Here is a 15,355-nt window from a genome sequence, read left to right on the forward strand (position 1 = left end):
CGCTGACGGCGCGGGGTAGGTCGCGGATGGGGTTGTCACTCGTAGAGGTGACGGTAGGTGCGTTCTGACCTGCGGAGGGGCGTTCAACGCCACGATGTTGCATCTGATGCAACTCTCGGAGGCGGTATTGAGCAGGGCGAGTTTGCCTGGGGCGATCCGGCTTGTGCAGGCGGCGAATGTGGCCGCGTTGGATCCTGAGGCGGCGATGTTCGCCGCGATGCTGACCGGGTGGGAACAGCAGCAGCGCAGTCGGCTGCTGACGAAGAAGACGATCAGTGACCGGGTCAGTCTGGTACGTCGGTTCGCCGAGTTCACCGGCACCTACCCCTGGGACTGGGCCCCCGAAGACGTCGAGGCGTACTTCTCCGCCAGGCTCTCGCGCGGCGAGCTGGTGTGGTCGACGGTGCGGGGGCAGCAGGGCGACTTGGAGATGTTCTGCGCGTTCATCACCGACGCGCGGTACGGCTGGGCGGCGGCCTGCTCGGAGGAGTTCGGCCGGTTCCCGGTTCAGGTGTGTCACGACTGGAACACCGCGGCTCACGTCGTGGAGTACGAGGGCCGGCCCGGACGGCGGGCGCTGACGTTCGACGAGCTTCAGATGTTGTTTGATGCCGCCGACGATCGGGTTGAGGAGACCCGCCGGAAGCGGCGCAAGGGGGTGCTCGCGGCGTGGCGGGACGCGATCCTCCTCAAGCAGGTCTACGCCTACGGGACGCGGCGCCGGGAGACGGTGATGCTGGATCTGGCCGACCTGCGGCGGAATCCGCGTGCGCCGCAGTACGGGCGGGTGGGTGCGGTGGAGGTGCGGTTCGGGAAGGCGTCGCGGGGGAGTCCGCCGAAGCGGCGGACGGTGCTGACGGTTCCGGAGGTCGAGTGGATCGTCCCCCTCATCGAGGAATGGGCGGCCGAGGTGAGGCCCGGCTTCTCTCCGGGCCGGCATCCGGCACTGTGGGTGACGGAGCGGTGTGGTCGGATCGGGGTGCGCCGCCTGGACGAGGTGTTCGCTTCGGTGCGCGAGCGTGCCGGGCTGCCGGGCGAGCTGGACCTGCACTGCCTGCGGCACACCTACATCACGCACCTCGTCGAGTTCGGCTATCCGGAGCGGTTCGTGCAGCAGCAGGTCGGACACGCCTACGGCTCGACGACAGCCTTGTACACGTGGGTGTCTGACGAGTACCGCAACCGGCTGATCGAGAGCGCGCTGCGGCGACGGCTGGAGCCCGGCTCGAAGGAGGAGGGGGTGCTGTCGTGGTGAAGCGCATGGGGATCGTGTGGAACCTGCGCCGGCTGATGGCCGAGCGGGACATGTTCCAGACCACCGATCTGATCCCGGCCCTGGCCGAGCACGGGGTCCATCTCTCCCGCGAGCAGGTCTACCGTCTCGTCGCCCAGGTCCCGCAGAGGCTGTCGATGGATGTGCTGGCCGCGCTCTGCTCGATTCTCCACGTCACCCCGGCAGACCTGATCACCGTCACCGAGACCCACGTCCAGGTCGCCAAGCCGACCGCGACCGGCGAGACCACCGCCGTCGCGAAGGCTCCGCCGGCTCGCCGCGTACGCCTGACCCGGCCGGGAGACCGATGATGGCCCCTGCCTCTGCCCCGGACACCTGGCGGGAACTCGCCCGCCTGATGACAGCCTCCCTCCCCGACCTTGCCGATCCGGATGCGGCCCGGATCGTCGCCGACCTGACCCCGGCAGCCCGCGGCCGCATCCGGGCCCACCTCATCGTCCACCCCGACGCCCTGGTCAGCGGAGCATCCACCGCACCCCGTTCCGTCCAGGCCCTCATCACCACCCTGGCCGACCACGGGGTCACCGGAGTGCGGGCCCCGGCCTGCCTGCGCTGCGGACGCGTCCGGCCGCTGCGCCGGGCCGTCCCGGGCGGCCGGGTCTGTCTCGGTTGCGAAGGGATCCTCGCCAACCGCGGCAACGTCGGCGCCTGCACGGTCTGCGGAACCATCGGACCGCGACCGAGCCGGAACACCTGCGCGGCCTGCCGCCGCCGGCAGGCCGCGGCGACCCGCACCTGCTCGGCCTGCGGTAAACCGGCCGAACTGGACCCCTGCTCGAACTGCCGCCCCCGGCCGGCGACCCCATGCGCGCTCTGCCACACCACCGCCCCCGTGACCGCACGATGGCCGCTCGGCCCCGTCTGCACCCCCTGCTACCGGACCGCCCGCAGCCACCCCATGCCCTGCCCGGACTGTGACCGGGCCCGGGTACTGATCGGTCGCGCCGAGCACCGCCGGGTCTGCGGGCCCTGCGCCGGCGTCCCCGACCCCTACGCCTGCGAACGCTGCGCCGGACCGCGCTCCTACAAGGTCGGCCGACTCTGCGACCGCTGCGCCGTCGCCGACCACCTGGAGGAGCTGTTCACCGACGTGCCCGAAGCGGTGGGCACCAGGCCGCTCGCGGCGATGCGGACGGCGCTGGCCGAGGCTCCGGATGCGGGAACGGTCCTGAACTGGCTGCGCGGCTCCCGGTCTGCCCGCCTCCTGCGCGACCTCATGGCCACCGGCCGCCCGCCCTCCCACACCGACCTCGATGCCACGATCGACGGCCGTGGCACGGCGATGACCGCCGAGTACCTGCGCGGCCTGCTGATCGCCTACCAGGTTCTGGAGCCCCGGGACGAACTCGCGGTGCGGATCGTCCGGCACCTGGAGCGGACCGTCGCCCGGCATCCCGAGCACGGAGCCCTGCTCCGCGCCTACGTCCGCTGGTCCCTGCTGCCCCGTGCCAAACGCCACCAGGCCGTCCGGGCCGGCGGGGTCAAGCACCGGATCCGCTGGGCCTACACCCGCATCAATCTCGCCGCTGAACTCCTCACCACCATCGCCGGCCACGGCCTGACCATCGCCACTCTCGACCAAGGCCGCCTCGACACCTGGCTCGCGGCCAACCCAGGAACACGCTACGAAGTCCGTGACTTCGTCGTCTGGGCCCACCGCCGCCACCACGCCCGCGACCTCCTCGTGCCGCACCGCCCGAAGGCCGACCCGGTCGGCCTGGACGAGGACTCCCACTGGGACCTCCTCCACCAGTGCCTCACCGACACCCGCCTCGACCTCGACGTCCGGGCCGCCGGCGCGATCCTCCTGCTGTTCGGCCAACACCTCACCCGGATCGCTGCCCTGCCCACCACCGCCCTGACCACCGGAGACGGGACGACGTTCCTCACTTTGGGCAGGACCCCGATCCCGCTCCCCACCACCCTGGCCGACCTCTTGACCACCCTGGCCGACCGCCCCGCTCCCCAGGGCTGGGCCGTGAACACGAGTGCCGGCTGGCTGTTCCCCGGCCACCTGCCCGGTGCCCACATCTCCGCCGCGGCCCTCAGCCGACGCCTGGCCGCCTGTCACATCCCCAACCGGCCCGCCCGAGCCACCGCCCTGGTGGCCCTCGCTGGCGACCTGCAGCCCGCGGTCCTCGGTCCGATGCTCGGCCTCCACCCGATCACGGCCGTCCAGTGGCGCCGCCGCGCCGCCACCGACTGGACCGCCTACCTCCAAGCACGCCAGCGTGCCCTTGCCGACGGGCCTCCATACCCCGGCCCTGATTCGTTCGTCAGGCAAGTCCGCCAGGCCGTGCCGGCTGTTATCCGCCCCGTCGGGCCGATTTCGGCAGATCTACACTGAGCTGCGAGAACGCTACGGGGGAACAGGATCACGGGTGTGGGCACGGGTACGAGCAATGCGGTGGACGGCCAGTCCTCCCTGATCTCCGCGGTCCAGGCTGGAGACACGGACCTGTCGCGCGCCGCTGGCACGAGACGGGGGTCGAGGCCGAGCTGCGACGCCGTACCGGATCCCGGGACGCTGTCGGCCGTAAGCGGGTTCAAGACAGCGAGTACGACAGGGTCGTCGAGTTCACCCTTGGTGGCATGACTGTGCGGGACGGCCATGGGGCGATCCTCACGCACGTCGAGGAACTGCTCGGGGTACGAACCCCGTTCGAGGAGCTGATGGACCGCGCGTTGGCCCAGGTCGATCAGCAGGACCATGCAACGTGGAGCCGTGCCAGCCTCCAGTTGAGTGGACGGCGAGAGGAGGCGACCTGGGCTGCTGCGGCGGTACTGCGTACGAGCCCGGACCCATCCCGCCGATTGTTCGGTGCCGAGGTGCTACGCCTAATTCATCTGTTCGACGACAGCGACGAGGACGCGTTCGCTGGTCCCGCTCTGGACTTGTTCACCGGCTGGGCGGCCGCAGAGACGGACGTCGCCGTCCTCACCGAGGTGCTGGTCGCTCTTGGAGAACACAGCGACCCCCGCGCGGAGGCGGCCCTCCTGCCCCACGCCGGCCATCCCGATGCCCGGGTACGGCGTGCGGTGGCGCATGGGCTCAGTGCTTTGTCCTCGCCGCCGGCCTTTTCCGGCGATGCTCGCACGGCGTTGCTGCGGCTGATGGCCGGTCCGGACGCAGCGGTACGAAAAGCTGCCTGCTACACGGTTGCCGTGGGCCGGGACCACGATCCCGTGTTCGCGGACGCCATGGCAGCTGCGCTGGACGATACGGACCGTCTGGTCCAGCTGGCTGCCGTCTACGGGCTTGCCCTCCACGACGACGAACGGTGCGTGGAAGCAGCACGCCTTCTCGGCCCGCCGCAGCGCGGTTCCCTGGAAGAGGAGGGCTACTTCGACGCGGTGTGGCGTTACGAATGGCGCCGCGACGGCCGCTGAACGTTTCCGCCTGCGCCTGTCAGCCGCCCCGGAGCCGGGAATATCGCACGGTTCGAATGACGCTCCCCGCCAGCTGGCGCCTCGGCATGGACGAAGGCCCGCCGCGTCGCCTACGCCAACTACCTGGACGACCCGCGGCATCTAGTCGCGGTCACCGCCCGCTCCAACCGGCAGAAATCAGACCAGGACCCGTCCACCTGGATGCCGCCGGCCGCCGACGCAGTCTGCCGCTACACCGCCGACTGGATCTCGGTGAAACTCACCTGGCACCTGGCCGTCGACCCGCCCGAGCAGGCCGCGCTCACCCGCCTCGCCGACTCCTGCCCCGACCAGGACATCCCCTACACCCCCGCCCCCTGACCCCAACGCCAGCAGGAACGCAGAAGCCAGCCGGCCCACGGCAACCAGCTTCGCCGCGGTCGCCTCCCGACGCGGCACCCGCACCCCGCGCCCTCTACCGAAGGAGTCTCATGCGCATTCCCAGGATGCTCGCGCTCGGCGGCACGGTCCTCGCCCTCACGGCCGCGCTCACCGGCACCGCACCCGCCACCGCGGCACCGACGCACCCCGGTGCCCTCGCGCAACCCCGCGACCAGATCGCCTGCCCGCGGGGATTCGTGTGTATCTACCCCGAGATCCACTATGCGGGCCCAGCCCTACGTGAAACGCGCCGTCGACGGCTCCGTACGGCACCTGCCCGACTACATCCGCGGCAAGGGCAGTTCCATCATCAACAACAGCTCCCGCACCGCCCGCGTCTACCAGAAAGACAACTACTTCGGCCGCCACGTCTGCGTCGGCCGCGACGGCGGCACCATCTCCGACCTGCGCTCCTACCAGCTCAACGACACCACGCACAGCTTGAAGAACAACGACACCCCCTGCGGGGCATAGCCGCACCGGTACAGCCGGCCGCCAACCGGAACCGGACCACCCCGGGGCTACTGCGGGACTGCCCCCGGCCCCGCCCCGCCTGCCGCGGAACGGCAGGCGGGCCCCACCCCGCACAACAGGTGTCCACCACCGCCCACGGCCGGCCCGCGCCAGGCCCCCTCCCCCACCACAGCGCACCGCCCCCGCTGTCACCCCGCCATCGGCCCCCATCTCGCGCCATTCGAATGCGCAAAGGCGGCGGCACAGCCGCCGCGCAGTCGTGCACGAGGTGGCAGCCCTCCCACCACTCTCCTAACCTTCCGAGCCAAGAGGGCTTTATCCCGGATGGGGCGTTTGGTCGTGGAGCGCAGTCGAGGATGATGGCTGCGTGTTGGTCAAAGTTGGGGTAGTGCAGCAGGGCTCATCGACGCACGCGTCGGTCCGAGTGCATTCCGCGGTCGGCGCTGCCGTGGTGCTTTGGCGGGGCGCCCTTGATGCGACGGGTCGTGAGCAGCATGTCGAGTGGACCGTCGACGAGGAGATCTTCTGGGCGAGGAATGCGGGTCCGGCGGCCTCCGCAACACCTGAGCTGCGGGAGGACGGCGACCGCATCGTCTTCCGGGGTCGGCTGAGCCTCACCGAGGACGGAGCGGCCGTGCTGGACGTGGGCGGCGCGTTGGTCCTTTTCGACGTCGCCGAACCATCTCCCCCCGATGATGCTGATGGGTCGTGGATCGAGGTCCAGGTAGGACGCGAGAGCGTCAGCGTCTGGCCCTCTGAACTCTGACGTTCGGAAGAACACGGATTCGGCCGCGGAACGGGCGAAGGTCCTGAACGTCGCAGCGCGCGGGCACGGCCGCAGGGGCGATCCACCGCTGCCCGGGCGACGGCCTGCTACCACCGGCAGCGGGGCCGCCGCGCGCGGACCGGCGGATCGCGCGGCGGGCACCGCTGCCCTGCCCATCCCGGCCGACACGGCGCGGCGGCGCGCTTCAGGCGCCGCCCGGATCCGCCTCCTCCTCCCGGGCGTGCCTGCGCACCTCGACCTCCACCTCGTAGGTGGGCAAGGCCAGCCCCTGCCAAGGCCCGGGCCCGCGCCTCGCCCGCAGCGGCCGCGGCCGCGTGCAACGCGGCGAACTCCTGGTCCTCCTCCGCCGTCCAGGCGCGCAGCACCGGGCGGTCCCCGCGCTCCGCCGAAGGCTCGGCAGCGGCCCTCCGCTGCGCGTCCACCTCCTCGCGGTAGGCCTCCACAGCCTCCCAGGCCGCGTCCGCCGCCCGCTGCGCCTCCAACACGGCCGGCTTGCTGTGCAGGTCAAGGGGGTCTTTGTGATCTCCGGTCTCGGGCATGGCCGCAGCATACGAACCACCACCGACACCACCGCCCCGGGCCGGTGGCCGTACCCCCGCACCGCGGGCGCGGGAGCGCCGTACCCGGGATGCCCACCCGGCAGTCATCCGGCGTGCGCCGTGCGGGGGTTCGCCAGCGGGCTCAGCCCGCGCGCTTGGTGCCGCGACCGCCGGCTTGGCCGCGGTCTTCTTGGCCGCCGCCTTCGACACGGCCTTCTTCCTGCTCTTCCCAGTTGTCGCGGACGCGGTCTTCGCTCCTCGGCCCCTTCGTCACACGGTGGTCGTCATCTCCTCTATGCGGGCGGCGAAGCCGTCCGCGGGCAGGGGCAGGTCGACGTCGTCGTCGACGAAGTGGACGTTCTCCTTGACGTAGACCACGACGGCGTTGGCTGCCTCGGGGACGTCCTTGAGGCGGGCGATGATGTTCAGGACGTTCCCGGCGCGGGCCTGGTGGCCGTTGCGTATGGCGCGGGTCCACATGCGGCGGCCGGGCTCGGGGATTTGCTGCTGCCACCAGTTGGCTTCCTGGCTTTCCCCCAGGGCGAGGTGGTGGAGCACGGGGCAGAACTTCGCGGCGTGGTCGTCGGCGCCGGCGGCGAACTGCCACCAGAAGCGGGCGCTGTCCTCGCGGTCGGCCAGGTGCAGGACGCAGGCCAGGACCCGGGCGCCGTCGGGTTCGAGTATCCGGCTGGGGTCGCCTCCGGCGCCGCTGGAGCTGCTGACGAAGGTGGCCATGGTGTGCAGGGCGTCGGGCTGGCTGATGACGATCTTGCACATGTGCTGGAGGGCGGCGGCCGACTCCTGGCGCTCGCGGGACTCTGCGTCGGTGTAGGCGCCCCAGTGCGTGCTGGGCTCCCACGGAGTCGGGCGGGGCGGGTCGGACCACAGGTCGGGGGCCGTGGCGTCGTCGAAGGTGAGGGCGCCGGACAGCAGTTGCTCGGTCGCCGCGGCGGCCAGGCGGTTCTGGGCGGCTGCGAGTTCCTCGCGGGTGTAGGCCGGGGAGATGAGCCTCGCCTTGGCCAGGAGCTGGTCAATCGACGTTGCGGGCATCGTCGTGTCCCTTCTTCAGGTCGTAGCCGAGGGCCTCGGCAAGGCGGCGGCGGGCATCGCGGAGGGTGGAGCGGACGGTGGCCTCGGTGATGCCGAGGACGCCGGCCGTCTCGCGGGTGGTGCGGCCCAGGGCCAGGCGCATGAGGGCGACGTCGTGCTGGCGTTCGGGTAGGGCGTCGATGGCCTGCCAGAGCGCCATGGTGGTCTCCAGCTCGCCGATCGGGTCGACGACGTTCTCGTAGAGCGACCGGGTGGCGAAGATGGCGTCGGCCATCTTCTGCCGGCGGTCGCGGTCGCGGGCGGCGTCCTTGACGCGGTTCTTCACCAGCCACCAGGCGTAGGCCGCCGGCTCGGCCTGCTCCAGCACCTTGGCCCACTGCGCCAGAAGTTCCAGCATGGCGCCGTCGACCGCGTCCTCGGCATCGGCGCGCGAGCCGAGGTACAGCTCCGCCCACCGGACATAGTCGCCCCGGTACAGGGTGTGGAACGCCTGGAAGTCCAGCGGCTGCGTGTCCTCCACGACGATCTTCGTTCGGCGCGGCCGGCGGCCGCGCAGACCGTACTCGTTCACCGCTCCTCCTCCCGGGCGTTGCTCACGGCGGGAGCGGACCAGTTCAGAGGCGCCCGTGCGGACTCCCGCCGCCAGGACGCGCCTCACCAGGCGCCGTACGTCAGGCCCGTCGACCCGTGCACCGCGGCCGGTGCGGACCCGCCTCTTCGCCTTCGGGGAGCCGGGGGCGTCGCCGCACTTGCGGGCGGCCTCCTTTGCGGCCTGGAGCGCGACCTGGGCCAGGTCCACCCCCGACGACGACGCGGTCGCGCGATCTACCACCTGAGCCGCCGCGCGATGGGACTTGTTCGTGATAAAGATGTCCAATTTTGGGATAGATGGCATTACTTCCGGACTGGCAGCCAGGTCAATTGACGGTAAAGCATGGGGCCATCGCGTAGAAAACCAGGCGGAGGAGATTACTCCGCCTCTGGGGTGCGCATGGTTGAACGCTGGGAGCGGACAACATCGTATTCCACGAGGGGGTGGCGGGGTTAGGTTCTTGTGGCCGGAATCCACCCTCCACCTCTGTTGACCATGTCGCGCTGCGGGGCTTCACCCCTATCTGTGCCGACACAGGCGACTCCGGCACCCCGACCTTCGCCGGTGCCACCACCCAGAGCGTGTCCCTGCCCTCGCCCAACCGGGAGAGTGTCACTCTTTTGAAGGGATAAACCAGTACGCCATGAGACAACAGCCACGGAAGAGGCAGAGCCGACGATCATCCGCTGTCGTCTTCGCTGCGGCAACCGCGTTGGTCGCTTCCGCCCTCACCGTCAACGCCGCACAGGCGGCGACATCGCAACCGGCCGCGAACCCGGCGCAGAAGCAGGCCGCCGGCACGCCGGAGAAGCAGAAGCAGGCCACCACACCATCGGCCGCGGTCCCGCTGAAGGACCGTGACAAGGTTCTCGGGAAGGGCTGGAAGACCTCCCCCGACCGGGCCGTGACCACAGCTGCTGACAGCGACGGACTCCACCTCCTGATCGCCGACAGCACGACCGGCTACGCCTGGAGAACGGCCGCGGTGCTGACCGAGCCCCAGCTCCCGGCCGACACCTGGATCGGCAACAGCTGCGTCATGGACGACCACCACGCGGCCGTCGCCTACGCCCCCCGCACCTTCACCAACAAGCAGGACCTCATGATGGGCGGCGCGCTCACCGCGATCGTGAACCTCGATGACGGCCGCGTCACCAAGCTGCCCTTCACCGCGTCCCTGGCCTATTTCGACCCCACATGCAGCCCGGCCACGCACAGCGCCGTCTTCACCGCGCTCCGCGACTCGCAGACACGCCTGGTCACGGTGAACACCAAGGGCACAACCCTCGCGGACACCACCGCGAAGGGCGAGATCACCTCTGCCGTGCCCACCAAGGACGGTGTCATCGCAGCCTCGGGGAACCAGCTCGTCACCGTCGACCGCAACGGACGGACGATCAGACTCACCGCCACGAAGCACGCCCCGTACGGCATCCGCGTCACCGGCGACGGCACGGTCGACTACATCGACCGCACAGGCGACACCGACGCCAACGTGCAGACTTACGCACACGGCAAGAAGACCACCGTCGCCAGTGGCAAGATCACCGCGATGAACCTCCGCCAGGGCACGGACAGCACCGTCTACCTCGCCGGGAGAGCCAGCCACGGCAAGGGCTTCACAGCCAGTCGCATCAAGCCGCTGGACGTCTCGCCCGACGCGGAGGTCTCCACTCGCGGCCGCCTGGCTGTCGACCCGGTTCTGTCGCCCGCTGTGCAGACCGGCCTGACGAGGATCGCGGGGGCGGGGCGAGCCGTGACCGGCACCGAGCCGCAGCCGGCCCCCACCGCAGCCTCCGAGGGCCCGCTCGCGGTCACGTCCACGGCCACACCCACGGGCAGCAAGGTCACCCAGACCGTCGCCCCCTGGTCCGGCGGCGCGCCCGCCGCGCGATCCGCCGCGCCCGCCGCGCGATCCGCCGCGCCCGCCGCGCGGTCCGGAGCGCCGGCGGACGCGAACGGCACGGCCCCCTCCCCGGCGCTCGCCGGCATGTCGAAGGCGTCTGGCGGCGCAACCGCCAAAGCCGCCGCGACCACCGCGGACCACGACCCGATGGACACCGACCGCTGGTGCTCCGTGCCGCGCAACGACGTCAACGCCCAGGCGCTGCAACCCACACCGAACCAGGTCGAGTGGGCGGTGGACATGGCCGTCCGCGGTGACCTGACCTCGGCATGGGTTTCCCAGGGCGGCTGGCGCTCCCAGGTCGGACTGGGCACCATCAGCCCGCAGGCCCTGTTCGCCAAGCCGGCCCTGACCGGCGGCGGAAGCATCCCCGCACAGGTCGAACTAGGCATCCTGGCCCAGGAGTCCAATCTGTGGCAGGCCGAATCCGGCGCGATCCCGGGCCAGATGGGCAATCCCCTGGCGTCGGTGGCCGGCTTCTACGGCCACACCGGAACCGACCCCTCCGACTACTGGAAGATCGACTGGGAGAACTCCGACTGCGGCTACGGCGTCGGCCAGGTCACCGACGGCATGCGCCTGGCAGGTCACGAGAAGACCGGCGAGACCAGCCTGTCGCCCGCCCTGCAGAAAGCCGTCGCGCTGGACTACACCGTCAACGTGGCCGCATCACTGCAGATCCTCGCCGACAAGTGGAACGAGGTGCACACCGCCGGCCAGACCGTCACCGTCAACAACGACGACGCCTCCAAGCCGGAGAACTGGTTCACCGCCGTGTGGAACTACAACCTCGGCTACAACCCGCCCGGCTCCGGCCCCGGCGGACCCGACGGCCCGTGGGGGCTGGGGTGGTACAACAACCCCGCCAACCCCATCTACCCGGCGGGCCGGCAGGCGTTCATGGACACCAGCCTCGACCCGGGCGCCAACCACGACGCCGCCCACCCGCAGGACTGGCCCTACGAGGAGAAGGTGATGGGTTGGGCCGCCTGGTCCATCGACACCGGCCACTCCTACGCCACCTCAGGACGGCAGGACTGGCCCGGCGACAGCGGCTTCTCCTCCGCCGGCTTCCAGCCCTCCTGGTGGCTCACCACCGCCGACCGCAGCGACATCAAGCCCCCGCTGGGCACCTTCTGCAACGCCGCCAACGACTGCGACATCGCAGACCCGCCCCCGTGCGAGACCGACCACATCGAGGGCTGCGACCAACTCCACTGGTGGCACGAGCAGAACACCGTCTGGAAGACCGACTGCGCCGACACCTGTGGCCACGAGAGCATCAAGTACGTCACGCTGCGCGCCGAACCGGGCCGCGGCTACCGCCTCCAGTACGGCGAACCCGACTGCGCGGCAGCCCCCGCGGGCGCCATGGTCGTCCACTCCGTGCCCGACGGAACACCCACCTGGAGCCAGACCTGCGGCAACGCCGCCTCCTCCGGAACCTTCCAGTTCACCTTCTACCCCGACAGTGCCGGCCAGTACGAGGCCAAAGGCGACCTGAGCCAGATAGGCGGCGGCTACCAAGGCCACTACTGGTACGCGCACACCCGCAATGACGCGCACCTCGGCGGTGACGGGGGAACGATGACCGTCGATGGCACGTGGACGCTCAACCAGAGCCTCAACCAATGGGCCCGGGTCATGGTGCACGTGCCCGACACCGGCGCCCAGACCCAACAGGCGCACTACAAGATCTACGGAATCGCAGGGCAGAGCGGCGGCTACGACCGCTACATCAACCAGCACCGGCAGTCCAACGCATGGCTCTCCCTCGGCGTCTACCGGTTCTCCGGAACCCCGAAGGTGGACCTCAGTAACGCGACCGGCGACGGAACCGCGGACGACGACGTCGCCTGGGACGCGGTCGCGTTCCAACCGCTGCCGGGAAAGCCGAAGCACATCGTTGCGGCTCTCGGCGACTCCTACTCCTCCGGTGAGGGTGCGGGCAACTACTTCCCGGAGACCGACCAGGACCACGGCACCAGCACCTGGAATGCCTGCTCGCGCAGCAAGGACGCCTGGCCCCGCAAGCTCGTGCTACCGGGCGAGACCGCCACGCTGGGCTCGCTCAGCGACGCCTGGAGCACCAGCGCGGAACTCGGCTTCGTCGCCTGCTCCGGCGCCCAGAACTGGAACGTCCAGACGCAAGGCGAACTGACGACGCCGGACACCTACGGCTCGTACCCGGTCGACTGGGACGACCGCACGAATAACCCCGTCGACGGGCAGTTCCACGAGATGAATCAGATGGACTCCGGCGTACTCGACGGCGACACGACACTGGTGACGTTGACCATCGGAGGCAACGACCAGAACGCTTTCAGCGACGCGATCTCGGACTGCGCCGGCAGTCCGTTCAGCTGCGGCGGCGACGCCTTCACGGCCAAGTACGACAAGCTCATCGACGACGCCGAGAAAAACATCCTCGAAACGCTCAAGGAGATCAGGGACAGGGCACCCAACGCCCAGATCGTACTGGTCGGCTACCCGGCCCCGATCAGTACGGGCAGTACCTGCGACGCTGCCGGCGGTGCCGTGGGCAGCGACCCGCAGACCCTGACCGACCTGGCGTTCTACTTCGCCGCGGGGGACCAGGACACGATTTTCAAGATCAACGACACGAAGGTCGACCAAATCGATCCGTACTCGTGGTTCACCGACCACGAGGTCTGCGACAGCGACTCCTGGATCAAGGGAGTCAGCATCGGGCCCAACAGCGAGGGCGACTTCCACGCCGGCGACCCCAACGCCACGTGCGCATGGGTGTTCGACACCTGTGTGAGTCGGGAGTCCTTCCACCCCAACGTGTCGGGAACCACCGGCTACGCGGAGTTGGTCGACGAGGAGTTGGCCAACACCCTTGGATATACTGGAGGGTGATTAAAATGCAGCCCGCCCGCACGCCCGGCCACAACCGGTGGCCGGTCGTGTGGGCCGTCGGCCTCTTCCTTGTGCTGCTGTTCATCGGGACATGGATTCCGTACACCATGCTCAGGGGCCTCTCGCCGCACGACCCCAAGCCCCACAGCCCCGAGACGCGATCGGCCGTAAAGGCCGCCGAGCAGACAGCGCACGCCCTGGCGCAGGCCGACGCCGACGGAACCCTGTCCGAACCGGAGGCCCGATCGGCCGTCGCAGACGGCGGCGTACTGACCCAGCTGAGTCTAGAGGACGACTCGGGCAGCCTGACGGTGGCCTTTCCCTACGCCGAGGAGCCCCCGGGGACCGGCATCACACTCCGCCGCTACGTGTGCGTGTACTTCCTCGTGCTCACCGGGCAGGCCGTGGAGACCAACTACTCCGGCGGCTGCCCCGTGCACCCGCGGCCCCTCACCACCACTACCGGCGTCGGCGGGTTTGCACGGTGACCGGCTCCGTTCCGTAGTCGGTGGTAGTCACTGCGGCCGGACGCGATGACGGAAAAGGTCGAAGCCGGCTCGGAATGTGCCGCTCCCGCTCGTGAACTGGCGTCGTGCTGATGTGCCGCAACTCACGCCTGCACAGCGCGACAGTGTTCTGGCCTTGGTCGCCGGCAATCCGCATGCCACTCTCGGCGGCGTCTGGGACCACGTACCACCTATCACATTGAGCTCACCGCCGACGCGGTAGAAGGTCCGCCGGGAGATGCCGCCCAGCTCGTCCAGGACTTCCCGCACGGTGAGCAGCCCGGTCACGCGTTCACGCGCCATGCCGCTCACCGCCCTCCCGCACCGAAGCCGCGATGAGCGCCGCTTCCGGCGAGTAGCCCCGCCCGGCGTACCGCCACTGCCCGGCCGTGACGACCAGCCTTCCCCAGGCCGAGAGCCGCGCGCTGTTCCTCCGCCCGATGCTCGGCACGCGCCCCGGGAGACCTCGGCTCCGTCGACCTCGGCCAGGTGGGCTTGCACCTCTCCGGTGGTCAGGCCCTTGGCGGCCAGCGAGATGACCGTCTCATCGACCCCCGTCAGGCGCTTCTGCCGCTTCTTGACGATCTTCGGTTCGAAGGAGCCGTCGCGGTTGCGGGGCACGGCCATCTCCGCCGGTCCGACATCCGTCAGGACGGTCGTGAAGCGTTTGCCGTTGCGAGAGTTGCCACGGTTCTTGCCGGCCGGGTCATGCCGGTCATGGCCGGGGTGGTCAGCGATCCCGCCCTCCCGAGCGGACTCCAGCAGGCGGTTGGTCAGTTGCCGCAGCAGCCGGCCCTCGCCGGCCGCTGCAGACCTTCCGCCTGGGCCCGGCCCACCAACTCGTCGATCAACCGGTCGTCCACGGCCCTCACCGACACAGCCCTCGTGGGCCCGGCGATCTCGCACCCCGGACACGTTCTCACCGGCCATCGATGCACCTTCCACGATCGGGAGTTTCACCGAACGTCCTACAGTCCCCCGCTTCGGTGGCGGGGTCACTCTGAGCGCCCTGGTTCGCGTGCAAGCCGGCCGCCGCCAACCGGACCGCGGCGGTGGTCCGTTCCGGAATCAGGCGGACGGCGGACTTTCCGCCGCACCGGAAGGCGTCAGCGGTCGGGGACGGGCTTGCACGGCTGCCTTGGGGGGCTGCCGTCGTTGAGCGGGCGCATTCCACGGGTGTGGAGTCCACGATGCGGCGACCTCGTCCTCGCCCTGCGCCGAGCCGTGGGCCTTGCCGGTGTTCTGCTTGGCCGGGGCGGGCCAGCCGGTCAGGGCGCGCAGCATGACCAGGCAGGATCGGCGGGTCTCCTGCGCAGCGGCCCGGACAGCTGCCAGGAGCGCGTCGACGTCCGCGGCGGCTGGAGGCGGGCAAGGGTGACCAGCAGCGCGGCGTGGGTGGGGATCGGGCGCGGCAGGAGGTCGGCGGCGGCCTGACGGGCGGCGTGGTCGGTGCAGTGACTGCGGCCGGTGGCCAGGGCGCGCGCGAACCAGGCGTCGATGTCCCGCTGGACGTG

Annotated in this window: 11 protein-coding genes and 3 pseudogenes; 9 read left to right on the top strand and 5 right to left on the bottom strand. The window is 70.3% G+C overall.

The annotated features are described in order from the left end of the window. Window positions 1-178: 178 nt before the first annotated feature. From VSR01_RS00520 to VSR01_RS00550, 7 genes are all read left to right on the top strand, one after another. On the top strand, window positions 179-1,255 hold the full coding sequence (locus VSR01_RS00520) for a tyrosine-type recombinase/integrase (RefSeq protein ID WP_326447314.1): 1,077 nt from the start codon (window positions 179-181) through the stop codon (window positions 1,253-1,255). Next, the gene (locus tag VSR01_RS00525; protein ID WP_073882510.1) at window positions 1,249-1,584 is read left to right on the top strand and encodes a helix-turn-helix domain-containing protein; all 336 of its coding nucleotides are present in this window, start codon (window positions 1,249-1,251) and stop codon (window positions 1,582-1,584) included. The genes VSR01_RS00520 and VSR01_RS00525 overlap by 7 nt, the downstream gene beginning before the upstream one ends. A gap of 47 nt (window positions 1,585-1,631) precedes the next feature. After that, the gene (locus tag VSR01_RS00530; protein WP_326447315.1) at window positions 1,632-3,641 is read left to right on the top strand and encodes a hypothetical protein; all 2,010 of its coding nucleotides are present in this window, start codon (window positions 1,632-1,634) and stop codon (window positions 3,639-3,641) included. 245 nt (window positions 3,642-3,886) lie between these two features. After that, window positions 3,887-4,684, top strand: coding sequence for a HEAT repeat domain-containing protein (locus VSR01_RS00535; RefSeq protein WP_326447316.1), 798 nt, complete (start codon window positions 3,887-3,889; stop codon window positions 4,682-4,684). A gap of 201 nt (window positions 4,685-4,885) precedes the next feature. Further along, window positions 4,886-5,044, top strand: coding sequence for a hypothetical protein (locus VSR01_RS00540; protein WP_326447317.1), 159 nt, complete (start codon window positions 4,886-4,888; stop codon window positions 5,042-5,044). Window positions 5,045-5,326: 282 nt separating this feature from the next. Continuing rightward, window positions 5,327-5,578, top strand: a complete 252-nt coding sequence (locus tag VSR01_RS00545) for a peptidase inhibitor family I36 protein (protein ID WP_326447318.1) — start codon at window positions 5,327-5,329, stop codon at window positions 5,576-5,578. Between the two features lie 448 nt (window positions 5,579-6,026). Next, on the top strand, window positions 6,027-6,344 hold the full coding sequence (locus VSR01_RS00550) for a hypothetical protein (protein ID WP_326447319.1): 318 nt from the start codon (window positions 6,027-6,029) through the stop codon (window positions 6,342-6,344). An 830-nt stretch (window positions 6,345-7,174) separates the two neighbouring features. Here the strand turns inward: VSR01_RS00550 and VSR01_RS00555 are convergent. Both VSR01_RS00555 and VSR01_RS00560 read right to left on the bottom strand, forming a co-directional pair. Beyond that, window positions 7,175-7,954 carry a hypothetical protein gene (locus tag VSR01_RS00555; RefSeq protein WP_326447320.1) on the bottom strand — a complete coding sequence of 260 codons (780 nt, stop codon included), beginning with the start codon at window positions 7,952-7,954 and terminating at the stop codon, window positions 7,175-7,177. Continuing rightward, entirely contained in the window at window positions 7,935-8,525 is a 591-nt protein-coding gene (locus VSR01_RS00560) for a sigma-70 family RNA polymerase sigma factor (protein ID WP_326447287.1), read from the bottom strand. The genes VSR01_RS00555 and VSR01_RS00560 overlap by 20 nt, the downstream gene beginning before the upstream one ends. Window positions 8,526-9,258: 733 nt before the next feature. Between VSR01_RS00560 and VSR01_RS00565 the strand changes: the two genes are divergently transcribed. After that, entirely contained in the window at window positions 9,259-13,335 is a 4,077-nt protein-coding gene (locus tag VSR01_RS00565; protein ID WP_326447321.1) for an SGNH/GDSL hydrolase family protein, read from the top strand. Then, window positions 13,332-13,823 carry a hypothetical protein gene (locus tag VSR01_RS00570; RefSeq protein WP_326447322.1) on the top strand — a complete coding sequence of 164 codons (492 nt, stop codon included), beginning with the start codon at window positions 13,332-13,334 and terminating at the stop codon, window positions 13,821-13,823. Before VSR01_RS00565 ends, VSR01_RS00570 begins: the two co-directional genes overlap by 4 nt. Window positions 13,824-14,133: 310 nt before the next feature. Here the strand turns inward: VSR01_RS00570 and VSR01_RS00575 are convergent. The 3 pseudogenes from VSR01_RS00575 to VSR01_RS37615 form a co-directional block, all read right to left on the bottom strand. Continuing rightward, window positions 14,134-14,296 (bottom strand): annotated as a pseudogene (locus VSR01_RS00575) (replication initiation protein); the annotation flags it as partial. Further along, window positions 14,297-14,771 (bottom strand): annotated as a pseudogene (locus tag VSR01_RS00580) (transposase); the annotation flags it as partial. 258 nt (window positions 14,772-15,029) lie between these two features. Further along, window positions 15,030-15,191, bottom strand: a pseudogene (locus VSR01_RS37615) (hypothetical protein); the annotation flags it as partial. Window positions 15,192-15,355 lie beyond the last annotated feature (164 nt).

It is taken from the genome of Actinacidiphila sp. DG2A-62 (assembly GCF_035825295.1).
Taxonomy (GTDB): domain Bacteria; phylum Actinomycetota; class Actinomycetes; order Streptomycetales; family Streptomycetaceae; genus Actinacidiphila.